Raw genomic sequence first — 15,178 nt, forward strand, 5'->3', positions numbered from 1 at the left:
TTCTAGCTTGGGGGCCGAGCGTGGGGCAGCCGTACGAATACCGCCGGCGCGAGCTCGTCGAGCCCGACTGGGCCCGCTTCCCCGGCTGGCGCGACATCACCCGCGAGCAGTGGGAGTCCGCACAGTGGCAACGCGTCCACTGCATCAAGAACGCCCGCCAGCTCCGCGCCGTCCTCGGCGACCTCATCGCCGACTCCTTCTACGACGACCTGCTCGCCGACCAGGCGGCATCCGCGACGATGTCGATGCTCGTGACGCCGCAGATGCTCAACACCATGTCGGTGGAGTCGACCGAGGCGTTCTACGCCGACCCCGTCCGGCGGTACATGATCCCGGTCGGCTCCGACCGCCGCGCCGACTGGCCGTCCCACCCGCACGCCACCCGCGACTCCCTGCACGAGCACGACATGTGGGTCGCCGAAGGCCTCACCCACCGCTACCCCACCAAAGTCCTCGCCGAGCTGCTCTCCACCTGCCCGCAGTACTGCGGCCACTGCACCCGCATGGACCTCGTCGGCAACTCCACACCCGCCGTCGACAAGCTCAAGCTGACCCTCAAACCCACCGACAGGTACGACGCGCACGTCGCCTACCTGCGCGCCCACCCCGGCGTCCGCGACGTCGTCGTATCCGGCGGCGACGTCGCCAACGTGCCCTGGCGCCACCTCGAGTCGTACCTCATGCGCCTGCTCGACATCGAGACGATCCGCGACATCCGCCTCGCCACCAAGGCACTCATGGGCCTACCGCAGCACTGGCTCCAGCCCGATGTCGTCGAGGGACTCGAACGCGTCGCCCGCACCGCCGCCCGCCGCGGCGTCAACCTCGCCATCCACACCCACGTCAACCACGCCAACTCGCTCACCCCGCTGGTCGCGCGCGCCGCGCAGACCGCGCTGGAGGTCGGCGTCCGCGACGTACGCAACCAGGGCGTCCTCATGCGCGGCGTCAACGCCACCGGGGCCGACCTGCTCGACCTGTGCTTCGCGCTCCAAGGCGAGGCCGGCATCCTGCCCTACTACTTCTACATGTGCGACATGATCCCCAACGCCGAGCACTGGCGCGTGCCCGTCTGGCAGGCCCAGGAGCTCCAGCACGACATCATGGGCTACCTGCCCGGCTACGCCACGCCCCGCATCGTGTGCGACGTACCGCTGGTCGGCAAGCGCTGGGTCCACATGGTCACCGAGTACGACCGCGAGCACGGCATCTCGTACTGGACCAAGAACTACCGCACCTCCATCGAGCAGGAGGACGACGAGGCGCTGGCCCGCCGCTACCCGTACTACGACCCGATCGACACCCTGCCCGAATCCGGTCAGAAGTGGTGGCGCAAGCAGGAGCAGAGCGCGTAGCGCACAAGACGACGCGGGGCGTCCACAAGGGACGCCCGCATAAGTCGATTCGCCGCTGTCAGCCGCGGAACGAGTCCCGCGCCTGCCGACCGGCGTCCTTCACATGCTCGCCGGCCTGCTTGGCCTTGGCCTGGGCGCGCTCACCGCGACCCTCGGCCCGCATGCTCTCGTTGTCCGTGGCGTCGCCGATCCGCTCCTTGACGGTGCCCCTGAGCTCTTCGGCCTTGTTGCGTGCCTTATCCGCGAAGCTCATCGTCACTCCTTCTCGGTAGCTCACTCCTGTCTTCGATGTGCCCGTGCCCGGCTCGCTGAAAACCCGTGTCTTGTGTACGGAGGCATAACCTGTAAGGCGTCCTAGGATGCTAGGTACCTGGGCGCTCTGGTTGACTGGACGGCGTGGGCGAAGTCGTTCTCGTGCGTCATGGGCAGACCCAGTGGAGTGCGTCGCACCGGCACACGTCGTACACCGACATCGACCTGACGCCCGACGGCGAGGAACAGGCCCGTGTCACCGGGCGCCGCCTCGCCGGCCGGGCGTTCGTGGCCGTCTTCTCCAGCCCGCGCAAGCGGGCCCTGCGCACCGCGGAGCTCGCCGGGCTCACGGTGTCCGAGGTGGACGCCGACCTGGCGGAGTGGGACTACGGGGAGTACGAGGGGATCACCACCGACGAGATCCACCGCACCCGCGATCCACACTGGAACCTGTGGACCGACGGCTGCCCCGGCGGCGAGTCCCCCTACCAGGTGGGTGCGCGCCTCGACCGGATCCTCGCGAAAGCGCGCGTGGCCGCCGAGCGGGGTGACGTGGCGCTCGTCGGCCACGGGCACGCGCTGCGGGTGGCCGGCGCGCGCTGGGTCGACCTACCGCCGAGTGGGGGCGGCAAGCTGCGGCTGGACACCGCCACGATCTCGGTACTGGGGTACGAGCACCGCCGACCCGTCATCCACCATTGGAATTCATGACCCGCGGCGGCCGCCCCTCGTAGGGCGTGGAGAGCACCACGGTCGTGCGGGTGGTGACGTTCGCCGCGGTGCGGATCTGCTGTAGCAGCCGCTCCAGCGCGGCCGGACTCGCCACGCGCACCAGCAGCATGTAGAAGTCCTCGCCCGCCACCGAGTAGCACGAGTCGATCTCGGGCAGGTGGGACAGCCGCTCGGGCGCGTCGTCGGGCTGGGACGGGTCGAGCGGCCGGATCGCGATGAACGCGCTCAGCGGCAGCTCCAGCGCCTCGTACGACACCCGCGCGCCGTACCCCTTGATGACGCCGCGCTGCTCGAGCCGCCGCACCCGCTGGTGCACGGCGGACACCGACAGCCCCACCCGCTCCGCCAGGTCCGTGTACGACAGGCGGCCGTCCGCGGTCAACGCCGCGACGATGGCGCGGTCGATCTCCTCCACGGCGAGAAAACTACACCGGCCGCGGATGCCGGACGGCCCGCGACGCCGATCGGCATCCCGACAAAACCTACAGGGACTTGGCGATCACCAGGCGTTGGATCTGGTTGGTGCCCTCGACGATCTGGAGGACCTTGGCCTCGCGCATGTACCGCTCCACCGGGTGGTCCGCCACGTAGCCGTAGCCGCCCAGCACCTGTACCGCGTCCGTCGTCACCTTCATCGCCGTGTCGGTGGCGAAGAGCTTGGCCTTCGCGGCCTCGGCCGAGTACGGGCGGCCGGCGTCCTTCAGCCGTGCCGCCGACAGCATCAGCGCCCGTGCCGCCGCCACGCCCGTGGCCGCGTCCGCGAGCATGAAGCGGATGCCCTGGAAGTCCAGGATCGACCTGCCGAACTGCTCCCGTTCCCGCGCGTACGAGACCGCGTAGTCGAGCGCCGCCTGGGCCAGGCCCACCGCGCACGCCGCGATGCCGAGCCGGCCGGCGTCGAGGGCCGCCATGGCGATCCTGAAGCCGCTGCCCAGCGTGCCCACCAGGCGGTCGGCCGGGACGCGGACCCCGTCGAAGGCGAGCTGGGCGACCGGCGACGAGCGCAGGCCCATCGTCTTCTCCCGGGCCAGCGCCGCGATGCCCGGCGTGGCGGCGTCGACAAGCAGGCACGAGATGCCCTGCGGGCCCGGGCCGCCGGTACGGCAGAAGACGTTGTAGAAGTCGGCTCGCCCGGCGTGGGTGATCCAGGCCTTGGTGCCGCTCACCACGTACGCCTCGCCGTCCTGGACCGCCTTGGTGGTCAGCGACGCCGCGTCCGAGCCGCCCTGGGGTTCGCTCAGGCAGTAGGCGCCCAGCAGCTCGCCGCCGAGCATGTCGGGCAGGAACTTGCGCAGCTGCTCGCCGCCGTGCGCGTACACCGGGAAGCAGGACAGCGTGTGGACGCTGACGGCCTCCGCGACGGCCAGCCACCGGCCCGCGAGGATCTCCAACGCCTGGAGGTACACCTCGTACGGCTGGCCGGAGCCGCCGACCTCCTCGGGATAGGGCAGGCCGAGCAGGCCGGCGCGGCCGACCGTGCGGATCACCTCGCGCGGAAACTCGCCGCGCGCCTCGAAGTCGTCCACCCGCGGGGCCAGCTCGCCGTCGGCCAGCTCGCGGGTGAGGTCCAGCAACTCGTACGCCTCGGGGGTGGGCAGGAGACGATCCATACCCCATAGGTTAACGTTCGTTAGGGTTACAGCTCCACTAACGATGTAGAAAGCGTGTTGAGGCGTTCGACGCCGTCGGCCGTACACACCACGATGTCCTCGATCCGCGCCCCGTGCCGCCCAGCGAGGTAGATCCCCGGCTCGACCGAGAACGCCATGCCCGGCTCCAGCGGCAGCGCGTTGCCGGCCACGATGTACGGCTCCTCGTGCCCGTCCAGCCCGATCCCGTGGCCCGTGCGGTGCAGGAACGCGTCGCCGTACCCGGCCTCGGCGATCAGCGAACGGGCGGCCGCGTCCACCGACGACGCCGACACGCCCGGGCGCACCGCCGCGACGGCCGCCCGCTGGGCCGCGAACAGCACCTCGTAGTACGAAGCGAAGTCCGCGGGCGCGTCACCCACCACGTAGGTCCGGGTCGAGTCGGAGCAGTAGCCCGACGGCATCGTGCCGCCGATGTCCACGACCACCGGGTCGCCGAGCGCGATCACCCGGTCGGAGGTGGCGTGGTGCGGGCTCGCGCCGTTCGGACCGGAGGCGACGATCACGAAGTCCACCGTCTCGTGGCCGGCCTCCCGGATCGCCCGCCCGATGTCCACGCCGACCTCGGCCTCGGTGCGGCCGGCGCGCAGCCACTCGCCCATCCGCGCGTGCACCGCGTCGATCGCCGCGCCGGCCTCGCGCAGCGCCGCCACCTCCGCCGGCGTCTTGCGCATCCGCAGCGGCGCGAGCACCTCGCTGGCCAGGCGCTGCCGCGCCGCCGGCAGCGCGTCGCGCAGGGCCAGGACCTGCACGGCCCACATCCGGTCCGACAGGCCGACGGCACGTGCCGGTCCGCTGAGCGCCTGCTTCACCAGGGGGTACGGGTCGTCGCCGTCCTGATGGTCGACGACGAGAACTCCCGTGCCGGGTGCCGGCGACGCCTCGGCCGCGGGACGCTCGAGGCGCGGCACGATCAGCGTGGCCTGGCCCTCGGCCGGCAGCACCAGGCAGGTCAGGCGTTCGAGCGCGTGGGCGTGGTACCCGGTGAGATACCGCAGGTCGGAGCCGGGCGTGACCAAGAGGGCGTCGAGGCCAGCCGCGGCGATCGCTTTCTGAGCGTGCGCAAGGCGTTCCGGTGGGTAGAGCACGCGGCGAGCGTAATGTACGCTCCCCCTACGCATCACGTGAGCGCGGCCGGGCGGCGTCGCTCACCACCGGTCTCGCACCGGTCCCGCCCGGTTCCCTTGTAGGAGATACGCGATGCGCAAAGTCTTCTCCCGTAAAAATCTTGGTGCGGGCGTGGTCGCCGTCCTCGCGGCCTCGCTGCTGGCCTCACCCGCCAGCGCCGCGCAGACCATCGGCCTACCCACCTTCTCCGGTCCCGCGGTCCCGCAGCCGCCGGTCGGGTACACCAACGGCAACATGATGCGGGCCATCTACGACGCGGAGAGCGCCGGCACCGACTTCTGGGTCGACCGGCTGCTGTCCCGCTCGGGCAGCGACCCGTCCGACGCGGACGGCGGCATCCTGATGACCCGCGGCCGCGGCGCGTTCATGAAGGTGCACTCCCCCTCGGTCATCGGCTTCGGTGGCCGGGTCGCCTACTTCGAGAGCATCAGCGACCAGGCCGCGTACTCGGTCGCGATCACGCCCGGCACGTTCACCGAGCAGGTGTCGCAGCGCTGGCAGGCGCCCAGCCACTGGCGCAGCGTGCACACGTCCGGCTCGATCCGGGTCAACCAGACCAAGTTCATCACGGACAACAACGCGCTCGTCACCAACCTGGCGATCACCAACACCGGTACCGCCTCGACGACGCTGCAACTGCGGGCCACCTCGCCGTACGCGACCACGGCCAGCGGCACCGAGCTGACCGGGCAGCGCGCGTCGTACAACAGCCTGACGACGCTCTTCCCCGGCTGGGCGGCGACAGCGGGTTCGCGGTGTCAAGCGGCGGTCTGAACCGCTCGGTCACCGTCGGCGCTGGGCAGACCGTCGAGGCCAAGGTGGTCATGGGCTTCGTCGTCAACGAGATCCCGGAGTCGCTGTCGGAGTACAACAGCTACCGGGGGTTCAACAACGCCACCGCGTTCGCCACCCACGTGCGCGCGTACAACCGTTGGTGGGCCGACAACGTGCCGTACATCGACGTGCCCGAGGCGGCTATCAAGAAGAACGTCTACTACCGCTGGTGGCTGATGCGGTTCAACAACTTCGACGGCGACATCCCGGGGCAGACGTTCCAATTCCCCACCTCCGTCGAGGGCGCGCTGGGCTACAACAACGCGATCGTGCTGACCCAGCCGATGCACATCGACGACCTGAAGTACCTGCGCGACCCCAAGTACGCGTACGGCAACTGGCTCAACGTCGGCTCCGTCTCGCGGAACGGGCGGTACCTGGACAACCCCGGTGACCCGGCGAACTGGTCCAACTCGTACACCCAGTACATCTCCGAGGCCGGCTGGCGGGCGTACCAGATCCACGGTGGACAGCCGGCCATGCTGGCGAACTTCGCCCGGTACGCCGAGCAGGACGTGAAGGGGCAGCTCTCCTTCTACGACCACGACAACGACGGCGTGATCGAGTACGACTGGGGCGCACTGACCGGCAACGACGCGGACGCGGTGTCGTTCCACTGGCGCTCGGGCTGGCTGGACCGGGCCGAGGGCGCGTACGTGTACAGCAACGCGCTCGCCGCCGCGCAGGCGTACACGCTGCTCGGCGGCACCACCAAGGCGAGCGAGATGCAGGCGATCGCCACCCGCGTGCAGAACGGCATCATCAACCAGCTCTGGAACTCGTCGAGCCAGCTCCTCCAGCACCGGCACGTCGCCACCAACACGCTGGTGCCGTGGAAGGAGATCAACAACTACTACCCGTACGCGGTCGGGCTGATGCCGAACACCGACCAGTACCGGCAGGCGCTGCGCCTGTTCGACAACCCGGCCGAATACCCGATCTTCCCGTTCTACACGGCGAACCAGGTGGACAAGGCGGCAGCCGCCGCGGCCGGACAGCCGGGCAGCAACAACTTCTCCACGATCAACTCGACCGTGCAGTTCCGGCTGTACTCCTCGGCGCTGCGCAACTACCCCAACCAGTGGATGACCGCGGACAACTACAAGCAGCTGCTGTACTGGAACGTCTGGGCGCAGTACGTCGGCGGCAACACCGCCTGGCCGGACGCCAACGAGTTCTGGGCCGACTGGAACGGCTCGTCCCGCAGCATCCAGTACCGCTCGTGGATCCACCACAACATCCTCGGCAGCAGCAACTGGACCGTCATCGAGGACGTCGCCGGGCTGCGGCCGCGCAACGACGCGCAGGTCGAGCTCTGGCCGATCAACATCGGCTGGTCGCACTTCGCGGTCAACAACCTGCGGTACCGCGACAGCGACCTCTCGATCGTGTGGGACGACCCGGCCGACGGCGTGACCCGGTACCCGGGCGTGCCCCAGGGCTACTCGGTGTTCGTCAACGGGCAGCGGGCGTTCACGGTGGACCGGCTGACCCGCGCGGTCTACAACCCGGCGACCGGCGCGGTGTCGCTGCCGGCCGGCGGCTCGCTGCTGTTCAACACCACGTCGTCGGTGAAGGCGCCGAACGCGGTGGCCCAGACCAGCACGCGGCTGGTGGACATGTTCGCCAAGGCGGGCGCCGACCTCACCTCCACGCTGCCGAACCTGGCGCAGGGCACGACCGCGACCGCGTCGTTCACCGCCTCGGGCACCTCGACCGGCGCGGCAGTCGACGGCTTCACGATCAACGACCCGATCTGGGGCGCGGCGGGGTCGCCGAACACCCAGGACTGGTACGAGATCAACTTCGGGCAGTCGCGGACGGTGGACGAGCTGCGGCTGTACTTCCGGGACAGCCGGCCGCAGAACGCCACCTACCGGGCGCCGGCCTCGTACAACGTGCAGTACCTGTCCGGCAGCACCTGGACCAACGCCGGCTCGCAGGTGAAGACGCCGTCCGCGCCGCGGGCGAACTACAACAACGTGCGGTTCGCGCCGGTGACCACCCAGCGGATCCGGGTACAGCTCACCCACGCGTCAGGTTCGAAGGCGGGGCTGACCGAGGTCAAGGCGTACAACCGCGGCGGTACCGTGCCCGACCCCGATCCCAACCCGGACCCGCCGACCGGCAACATCGCGGGCTCGGCGACCCCGTCCGCGTCGTACACCTCGTCCTGGGAGACGGTGGCCGCGATCAACGACGGCATCGACCCGCCGTCGTCCAACGACACCGCCAACCCGCGGTGGGGCACCTGGCCGAACGAGGGCGAGCAGTGGGCGCAGCTCACCTGGCCCTCGGCGGTCTCGCTGAACCGGGCCGAGGTGTACTTCTTCGACGACGGCCAGGGCATCGACCTGCCCGCCTCGTGGAAGCTCCAGTACTGGAACGGCAGCGCGTTCGTCGACGTGGCCGGCGCCAGCGGCTACCCGGTCGCGGGTAACCAGTACAACAACGTCACCTTCGCCACGGTAAGTACCACGCAGCTGCGGGTGGTGCTCACGAGCGCGGCCGACTCGGTCGGCCTGCTCGAGGTGAAGGCGTACGCACCGGCATAGCTCCTGCCAGGTCGGTGGCGGCGCGGTCCGCGCCGCCACCGGCATAGGGTGTAGATCATGGACTATGTGCGTCTCGGCTCGACCGGCCTCAAGGTCTCGCGGATCTGCCTCGGCATGATGAGCTACGGCTCGACGGAATGGCGCGAATGGGTGCTCGACTACGACCGCGCCGAGCCGATCGTGCGGCGGGCGGTGGAGCTCGGGGTCACCTTCTTCGACACCGCCGACATGTACTCGCTGGGCGCCAGCGAGGAGATCACCGGCAAGCTGCTCGGCGCGCTCTTCGACCGGCGCGAGGACTACGTGCTGGCCACGAAGGTGTACCACCCGGTCGGCGACGGCCCCAACGATCGCGGCCTGTCCCGCAAGCACATCATGGCCTCGATCGACACCTCGCTGCGCCGGCTCGGCACCGACCACGTCGACCTGTACCAGATCCACCGGTGGGACCGCGAGACGCCCATCGAGGAGACGATGGAGGCGCTGCACGACGTGGTGAAGGCCGGTAAGGCCCGCTACATCGGCGCGTCGAGCATGTGGGCGTGGCAGTTCGCGAAGGCACAGCACGTGGCCACGGTCAACGGCTGGACCCGGTTCGTCTCCATGCAGAACCACTACAACCTTGCGTACCGCGAGGAGGAACGGGAGATGCTCCCGCTCTGCCTCGACCAGGGCGTCGGCGTGATCCCGTACAGCCCGCTCGCGCGCGGCGTGCTGGCCCGGGCGGGCCGCGGCGGCACCACCCGCGCGGAGTCCGACGCCTTCCTCAAGCAGCTGTACCAGGGCACCGACTTCGCCGTCGCGGACGCGGTGGCGGAGGTCGCCGAGCGGCGCGGCGTGCCCAGCGCGCAGGTGGCGCTCGCCTGGCTGCTGCGCCAGCCGGCCGTGACCGCCCCGATCGTCGGCGCCACGAAGCTCCCGCACATCGAGGACGCGATCGCCGCCGCGGACCTCACGCTCACCGACGAGGAGGCGGCCGCGCTCGAAGCGCCGTACGTGCCGCACGCCATCGCCGGGCACGTCTGAGCATGTGTGGGCCGCGCTCCCCATGTGCGGGAGCGCGGCCCGTTTGCTCCGGCGACGCCTCCTACGGCAGGCGCCACTGCTGGTTGGCACCGCCGAAGCAGTCCCAAATTTGGAGCCGGGTGCCGTCCGCCGAGCTGTTGCCGGTGGCGTCCAGGCACTTGTTGGACTGCGGGTTGCGCAGCGTGAGGTTGGACTGCGCCTGCCACACCTGCGAGCCGGTGCCGTTGCAGTCGTAGAGCTGCACCAGCGTGCCGTTGGCCGTACCCGCCGCCGCGACGTCCATGCACTTGCCGAGCGCGCGGAGCGTGCTGCCGCTGACCGTCCACTGTTGAGCGGTGGTGCCGTTGCAGGTGTACAGCTGGATCGCCGTACCGTTCGCCGAGCTGGCCGCCGCCACGTCGACGCACTTGTTGGCGATGCCGAGGATCTGACCGGTACGCCCGCCCGGCGGCGGGGTGGTCGGGTTGCCGCCGCCGCCCGTGGCCACCTCGTAGATGGCGCTCACGAGCGAGTTGGCGCCGGTGGCGTCCTGGGACAGCTCCCAGTTCATCATGCCGCCGCCGTTGGCCATCATGTACTGCGTCTTGCGCTTCACCGTCGGGATGCCGTTGTAGCACTGCTGGGCGCCGCCGGCGGTGGTGCAGTCGCGGTTGGCGTTGGCCGGGTCCATCGACACCAGGTTGGCGTACGTGTAGTAGCCGGGCCGGCTGTAGAACGGCACGCCCATCACGGTCTTGCTGGCCGGCAGGCCACGCGCCTTCCAGGCGTTCACGTTGCTGACCGCCCAGTCGTAGCCGGCGTGGGGGGTGCCGCCGTCGTACGTCATGATGTTGAGGAAGTCGACGTAGCCGAAGACGGCCGGTTGCACGCCGTTCGCGGTGCTGCCACCGGAGACGACCGCCGCGGTGAGCAGCTTGCCACGGCTGTGCATGGCGGTGCTGAGCTGCTGCATCAGCGCGGTGAAATTGTTGCCCGACGTACCCGGGTCCGGGTACTCCCAGTCGATGTCGACACCGTCCAGGTTGTACTGGGTGACGAAGTTGACCATCGTGTTGACAAACGTCGTCCGCCCGCCCGCGCTGGCCGCGAACGTCTCGAAGGCCGAGTCGTTGCCGTCGTTCCAGCCGCCGACGGCGATGAGCACCTTGACGTTGTTGGCGTGGCCGAGCGAGACGAGCTGCTGGAGCTTGGGGATGTTCTCCACCGGCTGGATGGTGCCGTTGGCGTTCGGCAGCGCGAACGAGTAGTTGATGTGGGTCAGCTTGCCGTACTGGATGCTGTTGACGTTGCCGGACCAGGACGGCATGTAACCGACGCTCTTGAAGCCGTTCGGCAGCACGGCGGCGCTCGAGGCGCCCGGGTTGAGCACCGCGACGAGCGCGGCGGCGGCCACGGTCGTGGCCGCGCCGAGCAGGGCGGTCAGGGCCCTTCGTGACATCGACGATCCTTTCGGTAGTCGTCCGGTCGCGGCCGCGCGCCGACCGCGGTACCGCGCAGGTGCCACAAAGGTTAGGAAGGTTTACTATTAATAGTCAATACAAGCATTGAAATAAGTGAGGCTCTAGCGGGCGCCGCCCTCGCTCAGCAGGCGCGCGACCGGCAGCGTCGCGGCCCCCACGGACACCGCGTCCGGGCCGAGGCGGCACAGCTCGATCGAGGCCTGGCCGTACGGGTGGCGCAGCGCGTGCGCGGCGGCCACCTCGCGGATCCGGGGCAGCAGCACGCCGCCGAGCGCCAGCCCGGCCCAGCCGCCGAGCACGATCCGCTCGGGGTTGAAGAGGTTGATCAGGTTGGCGATGCCGGCGCCGAGGTACCCGGCGGTCTCCTCCAGCACGCGGGCCGCGGAGTCGGTGCGCTCGGCACCACCGACCAGCGCGGCGATCCCGCTCTCCTCGTCCGGGCCGGGTACCGCGCGGCCGCGCCGGGCCACCCGCCAGCGGTCGAGCACCGCCTCGGCGCCGACGTACGCCTCCAGGCAGCCGTCCGCGCCGCAGCGGCACCGGCGGCCGCCGTACACGATCGTGGTGTGCCCCCACTCGCTGGCGCTGCTGCTGACCCTCGGTAGCTGACGCCGTCGGTGAGGACCGCGGCGCCGACGCCGGAGCCGACCAGGGCGATCACCACGTGGCGGGCGCCGCGCCCGGCGCCGAACCACATCTCCGCCCGGCCGAGCGTCTTGGCGCCGTTGTCGAAGTACAGCCGGGCGTCCGTGCCGGCGCGGAGCATCGCCTCCAGCGGCACGGCCTCCCAGCCGAGCGTCTGCGCGTGTACGGCCGCCGACGCGCCCTGCTCCACCACGCCCGGCACGCCCACGCCGACGCCGAGCAGCGCGCCCTGCGGTATCCCGGCCGAGGCGGTCACCGCCGCGAGGCCGGCGAGGATGTGGCGTACGACGGTCTCCGGCGCCGGCTTCGCGGACTCGATCGGGTAGTCCGCCTTGGCGAGGCCGGTCATCGCCAAGTCGAAGAGCTCCACCTGCACCCGGGTCTCGCCGACGTCGACGCCGACCAGGTAGCCGTAGCCGGGGCGGACGCGCAGCAGCGTACGCGGGCGGCCACCGTCCGAGTCGACCGCGCCCGCCTCCTCGACGAGGCCCTGCTCCAGCATCTCGCCGACGAGGTTGCTGACGCTGGCCGCGCTCAGCCCGGTGGCGGCGGTGAGGTCCTGCCGGCTCAGCGGCCCGTCGTGGTAGAGCTTCGACAGCAACACCGCCCGGTTGCGGCGGCGCATGTCCCGTACCGTCGCTCGCTTCGCGTCCACCGATCCCGCACTTCCATCACGCGCTGAAATAAGGGCTTCAATCTAGCCCCTCGCACGGGAGCGCGCCCATCGGCCGTCTGGTGATCTAGCGCCGATTTAGCGCGGGGTGGCGTCGAGCAGCCGCTGCATCTGCTCGATCTGGGCGGTACGGGACTGCTCGATCCGCCGCGCCAGGTCGACGAGGCGCTCGTCGGTACCGCTGGCCACCTCCATCTTGGCGAGCTGGATGGCGTCACCCTGGTGGGCCATCATCGTGTTCAGGAAGCGGCGCTCGAACTCCGTACCCGCGGACGCGCGCAGCGCCGCCACCTGCTGCTCGCTCGTGCCAGGCAGGCCGCCGTGCGCGGCGTGCGGGTCCTCCTCGCCGGGTGTGGACGGGGCCGCCGACGGCGCGCCGGAGTCGGCGAGGATGCCGGACATCAGCTCCACCTCGTCGTCCTGCGTGGCCTCGATGGCGGCGGCGAGCTGGACGAGCTCGGAGCGGGCGGCCTTGGTGTGGCCGAGGCCGGCCAGCTCCACGCCCTGCCGGTGGTGCGGCAAGATCATCTGAAGGAACATGACGTCGGTGTTGTTGAGCCCGCCGCTCGCCGCCCTCGGCGTTTCCACTGTGGAGGGCGCCGCCGGGCTCGCGGTGCAGCCGGCCAGCAGCACCGCCATCAGCGCGACCACGACTCGACGTGACATCGGCACTCCAAACCGTAAAGAAGATTAAGAGTAAGGCGCACATCTTCTCTTAACAATATTTACAGATAGTGTCGCGCCGATGTAACCTCTCGCTACCCACGGCCGGAAATCCCCCTGTTTCCCCCACAAGGAGAGAGCTGGATGAATCTACGACGAAAGCTGGCGGCGCTCGCCGGTGGCATCGCGGCGGTGCCGCTGGTGCTCCTCGCGGTGCCGTCGAGCCCGGCCAGCGGGCACGGCTGGATCACCTCGCCGCCCAGCCGGCAGGACATGTGCGCCACGGGCCGGGTGGCCAACTGCGGCCCGATCCAGTACGAGCCGCAGAGCGTCGAGGGCCAGAAGGGCCTGCGCAGCTGCAACGGCGGACTGGCCCAGTTCGCGGTGCTGAACGACAGCGGCCGCTTCCCCGCGACGAGCACGGGCAGCACGGTCACGTTCAACTGGCGGCTCACCGCGGCGCACCGCACGACCACCTGGGAGTACTGGCTGGGCAGCCGGCTGCTCGCGTCGTTCAACCAGGGCGGGCAGCAGCCGCCGTTCAGCCTGTCGCACACGGTCAGCGGCATCCCCAGCGGCCGCCAGACCGTGCTCGCGATCTGGAACATCGCCGACACCCCGATGGCGTTCTACGCCTGCGTCGACCTCCAGGTCGGTGGCGGCAACCCGAACCCGAACCCGACCACCCCGCCGCCGAACCCCACCACGCCTCCGCCGAACCCGACCACGCCCCGCCGAACCCGGGCGGCACGTGGGCGGCCGGCACGGCGTACGCGGTGGGCGCGCGTGTGACGTACGGCGGCCGGACGTACCAGTGCATCCAGGCGCACACCGCGATCGCGGGCTGGGAGCCCCCGAACGTCCCCGCCCTCTGGCGCGCCGTCTGACGGCCACGCCGATGTGAGACCCGGGCCGGTACCGGCGGCGATGGCCCCCGCCGGTACCGGCCCGCCCCATGCTGGTCAGGCGCCCGCCGCGACCCGGTCCAGCAGCCGGTGGGTCAGGGTGTGGCCAGTGCCTCCGTCGGGGGAGGCGGGCGGCGCGGATCGCCGGGTACAGGCCGGCGGCCGCGCCGATGACCAGCGTCGCGCCGATGCCGCCGGCCGCGGCCCAGGGTGGTACCACCGCGGGCCAGTCCTGCGTCGCGGCGTAGATGGCCGTGACCGCCGTGCCCAGTACCACGCCGCCGGCGCCGCCCAGTGCGGACAGCAGCAGGGACTCGGACAGGAACTGGACGCGGACCTGGCCCCGCGTCGCGCCGAGCGAGCGGCGCAGGCCGATCTCGGCGCGGCGTTCGAGCACCGAGATGACCATCGTGTTCGCCACGCCCACGCCGCCGACCAGCAGGGCCACCGCGCCAAGCCCCAGCAGCAGGCCGGTGAACGCCCGATCCGCTGCCTGCTTCGCCTCCAGCGCGTCGGACGGGCGGGAGACGTCGACCTCGCTCGGGGCCTCCGGGTTGGCGGTGGCGGCGAGCACGTCACGGACGGCCGTGACGTGCTCCTCCTCGGCCCGGGTGTACACAGTGGTCGGATGGCTGTCGAAGTCCAGATAGGACTCCGCGGCCCCCAGCCGATCAGTGCGGCCGAGTCCAGCTCCGGGGCGAGCGGCGTCGGGTCGAGCACCCCGATGACGGTGAACCATTCGCCGCCGATGTACACCTGTACGTCCTGGCCGGCCGCGCCGATGCCGAGCCGGTCGGCCGCCGCGCTGCCGAGCACGACCGCCGGGTACTTCGCGGTCGCCTCGTTGAGCCAGGTGCCGCTGGCCACCGTGGCGCTCACCGTCGACAGCAGGTCCACCCGGGCGGCCAGGCAGAGCAGACCGTTCGTCTCGACCTCGGGGATGCGGTCGGAGCGGTACACCTTGGCGTCCGGCACCTTGCCCACCGCGGACACCGCCGTCACCGGTCCGATCCGGCGGATCATCTCGACCGACTCGTCCGGGAGCGTCGCCGCGTCGCCGAAGATGTCGTTGCCCGGACCCGCCGTGAGCAGGTTGGTGCCGAGGCGGTCGAGGGTCTCCTGGAGGTCGGCGCGGCTGGACGTGGAGACGCCCACCACCGCGACCATCGCGGCGATGCCGATCGCGATGCCAAGTGCGGACAGGAACGCGCGCATCGGCCTGGTTCGGAGCCCGGCGGCGCCCACCATGAGGACGTCGGACGCCCGCATGCGCGCGGGCGCCAGCCGATGGGTCATGGTCG

12 protein-coding genes and 3 pseudogenes are annotated in these 15,178 nt (G+C 70.7%); 6 read left to right on the plus strand and 9 right to left on the minus strand.

From position 1 onward, the window contains the following. Nucleotides 1–20: 20 nt before the first annotated feature. Nucleotides 21–1,355, plus strand: a complete 1,335-nt coding sequence (locus tag Pflav_RS11800; protein ID WP_173036174.1) for a KamA family radical SAM protein — start codon at nucleotides 21–23, stop codon at nucleotides 1,353–1,355. Between the two features lie 58 nt (nucleotides 1,356–1,413). Here Pflav_RS11800 and Pflav_RS11805 read toward each other — a convergent pair whose 3' ends face one another. Continuing rightward, nucleotides 1,414–1,608, minus strand: a complete 195-nt coding sequence (locus tag Pflav_RS11805) for a CsbD family protein (protein ID WP_173036176.1) — start codon at nucleotides 1,606–1,608, stop codon at nucleotides 1,414–1,416. 143 nt (nucleotides 1,609–1,751) lie between these two features. Between Pflav_RS11805 and Pflav_RS11810 the strand changes: the two genes are divergently transcribed. Beyond that, entirely contained in the window at nucleotides 1,752–2,318 is a 567-nt protein-coding gene (locus Pflav_RS11810; RefSeq protein WP_173036178.1) for a histidine phosphatase family protein, read from the plus strand. Here the strand turns inward: Pflav_RS11810 and Pflav_RS11815 are convergent. The 3 genes from Pflav_RS11815 to Pflav_RS11825 form a co-directional block, all read right to left on the minus strand. Then, nucleotides 2,296–2,754 carry an Lrp/AsnC family transcriptional regulator gene (locus tag Pflav_RS11815; RefSeq protein WP_173036180.1) on the minus strand — a complete coding sequence of 153 codons (459 nt, stop codon included), beginning with the start codon at nucleotides 2,752–2,754 and terminating at the stop codon, nucleotides 2,296–2,298. The two genes, Pflav_RS11810 and Pflav_RS11815, sit on opposite strands and share 23 nt — an antisense overlap. 67 nt (nucleotides 2,755–2,821) lie before the next feature. Next, entirely contained in the window at nucleotides 2,822–3,949 is a 1,128-nt protein-coding gene (locus tag Pflav_RS11820; protein ID WP_173036181.1) for an acyl-CoA dehydrogenase family protein, read from the minus strand. 26 nt (nucleotides 3,950–3,975) lie between these two features. Beyond that, the gene (locus Pflav_RS11825; RefSeq protein ID WP_232071269.1) at nucleotides 3,976–5,076 is read right to left on the minus strand and encodes a M24 family metallopeptidase; all 1,101 of its coding nucleotides are present in this window, start codon (nucleotides 5,074–5,076) and stop codon (nucleotides 3,976–3,978) included. 112 nt (nucleotides 5,077–5,188) lie between these two features. On the opposite strand from Pflav_RS11825, the gene Pflav_RS45280 reads away from it, so the two are divergent. The 3 genes from Pflav_RS45280 to Pflav_RS11835 are packed head-to-tail and all read left to right on the plus strand — an operon-like array spanning nucleotide 5,189 to nucleotide 9,531. After that, entirely contained in the window at nucleotides 5,189–5,890 is a 702-nt protein-coding gene (locus tag Pflav_RS45280) for a hypothetical protein (protein WP_232071271.1), read from the plus strand. Next, nucleotides 5,872–8,505, plus strand: coding sequence for a discoidin domain-containing protein (locus Pflav_RS11830; protein ID WP_232071273.1), 2,634 nt, complete (start codon nucleotides 5,872–5,874; stop codon nucleotides 8,503–8,505). Before Pflav_RS45280 ends, Pflav_RS11830 begins: the two co-directional genes overlap by 19 nt. Nucleotides 8,506–8,562: 57 nt before the next feature. Beyond that, nucleotides 8,563–9,531 carry an aldo/keto reductase gene (locus Pflav_RS11835; protein ID WP_173036186.1) on the plus strand — a complete coding sequence of 323 codons (969 nt, stop codon included), beginning with the start codon at nucleotides 8,563–8,565 and terminating at the stop codon, nucleotides 9,529–9,531. A gap of 61 nt (nucleotides 9,532–9,592) precedes the next feature. On the opposite strand, the gene Pflav_RS11840 is transcribed toward Pflav_RS11835, so the two are convergent. The 4 genes and pseudogenes from Pflav_RS11840 to Pflav_RS11850 form a co-directional block, all read right to left on the minus strand. Further along, nucleotides 9,593–10,969: a glycosyl hydrolase family 18 protein gene (locus Pflav_RS11840; RefSeq protein ID WP_173036188.1), complete on the minus strand. Its 1,377-nt coding sequence runs from the start codon at nucleotides 10,967–10,969 to the stop codon at nucleotides 9,593–9,595. A gap of 123 nt (nucleotides 10,970–11,092) precedes the next feature. After that, nucleotides 11,093–11,686, minus strand: a complete 594-nt coding sequence (locus Pflav_RS47345; RefSeq protein WP_332107749.1) for an ROK family protein — start codon at nucleotides 11,684–11,686, stop codon at nucleotides 11,093–11,095. Beyond that, nucleotides 11,638–12,261: pseudogene (locus tag Pflav_RS47350) on the minus strand (ROK family transcriptional regulator); the annotation flags it as partial. The gene Pflav_RS47345 and the pseudogene Pflav_RS47350, both read right to left, overlap by 49 nt. A gap of 126 nt (nucleotides 12,262–12,387) precedes the next feature. After that, the gene (locus Pflav_RS11850; RefSeq protein WP_173036190.1) at nucleotides 12,388–12,975 is read right to left on the minus strand and encodes a DUF305 domain-containing protein; all 588 of its coding nucleotides are present in this window, start codon (nucleotides 12,973–12,975) and stop codon (nucleotides 12,388–12,390) included. A gap of 141 nt (nucleotides 12,976–13,116) precedes the next feature. Here Pflav_RS11850 and Pflav_RS11855 point away from each other — a divergent pair. After that, a pseudogene (locus Pflav_RS11855) lies at nucleotides 13,117–13,859 on the plus strand (lytic polysaccharide monooxygenase). Nucleotides 13,860–13,972: 113 nt separating this feature from the next. Here the strand turns inward: Pflav_RS11855 and Pflav_RS11860 are convergent. Next, nucleotides 13,973–15,173 (minus strand): annotated as a pseudogene (locus Pflav_RS11860) (ABC transporter permease). Nucleotides 15,174–15,178: the final 5 nt, after the last annotated feature.

The organism is Phytohabitans flavus (assembly GCF_011764545.1).
In the GTDB taxonomy this organism is placed as follows: domain Bacteria; phylum Actinomycetota; class Actinomycetes; order Mycobacteriales; family Micromonosporaceae; genus Phytohabitans; species Phytohabitans flavus.